The 561-nt window shown below is 41.4% G+C and carries 1 pseudogene; it reads right to left on the minus strand.

What is annotated here, in order from left to right:
- Nucleotides 1-37: 37 nt before the first annotated feature.
- Nucleotides 38-561 (minus strand): annotated as a pseudogene (locus ACWHAR_RS30535) (MFS transporter); the annotation flags it as partial.

A 561-nucleotide genomic window follows, 5' to 3' on the forward strand; every position in this document is an offset into this window, starting at 1 on the left:
TACATAAATTTTCATTCAGGAAACCTCCCTGTACAGATTAAGATTCCTTAGCTTCTTTTGGAGCAGGAAGTAATGAAAGCTCCTCTTTTTTCTTCTTACGCAATTTATCTTTTCTGACGTCACGCAGGAAGATACTTAAAATCAAACCTGCTACACAGAATAAGGTTGCCCACATAAAGGCATCATTTATCCCCATGACATTGGAATCGAGTGACGCGTGTTTATAAATATGTGAGTACACATATGTTTTCGCCGTATCATAAGACACATTCATATTCACCATTAAATTCGAAACTGCATTTTGGAACGCATGGAGGAAGTTCGGGTCCGCCGTGCTTGTTTTATCTGCAATTTGTGAATAATGGAATGTCGTCCGGTTTGTATAAATCGTCGTAATTAAACTTGTTCCGATTGATCCACTGATTTGGCGAAGCGTGTTGCTCATCGCCGTTCCGTGGCTGTTCAGACGGGCAGGAAGCTGGTTCATCCCGGCTGTCATGACTGGCATCATTAAGAGAGACATACCAAATGCACGAATTGAATAGATCAGCATGATGTGTG

This window comes from Bacillus sp. LR--39 (assembly GCF_053613335.1).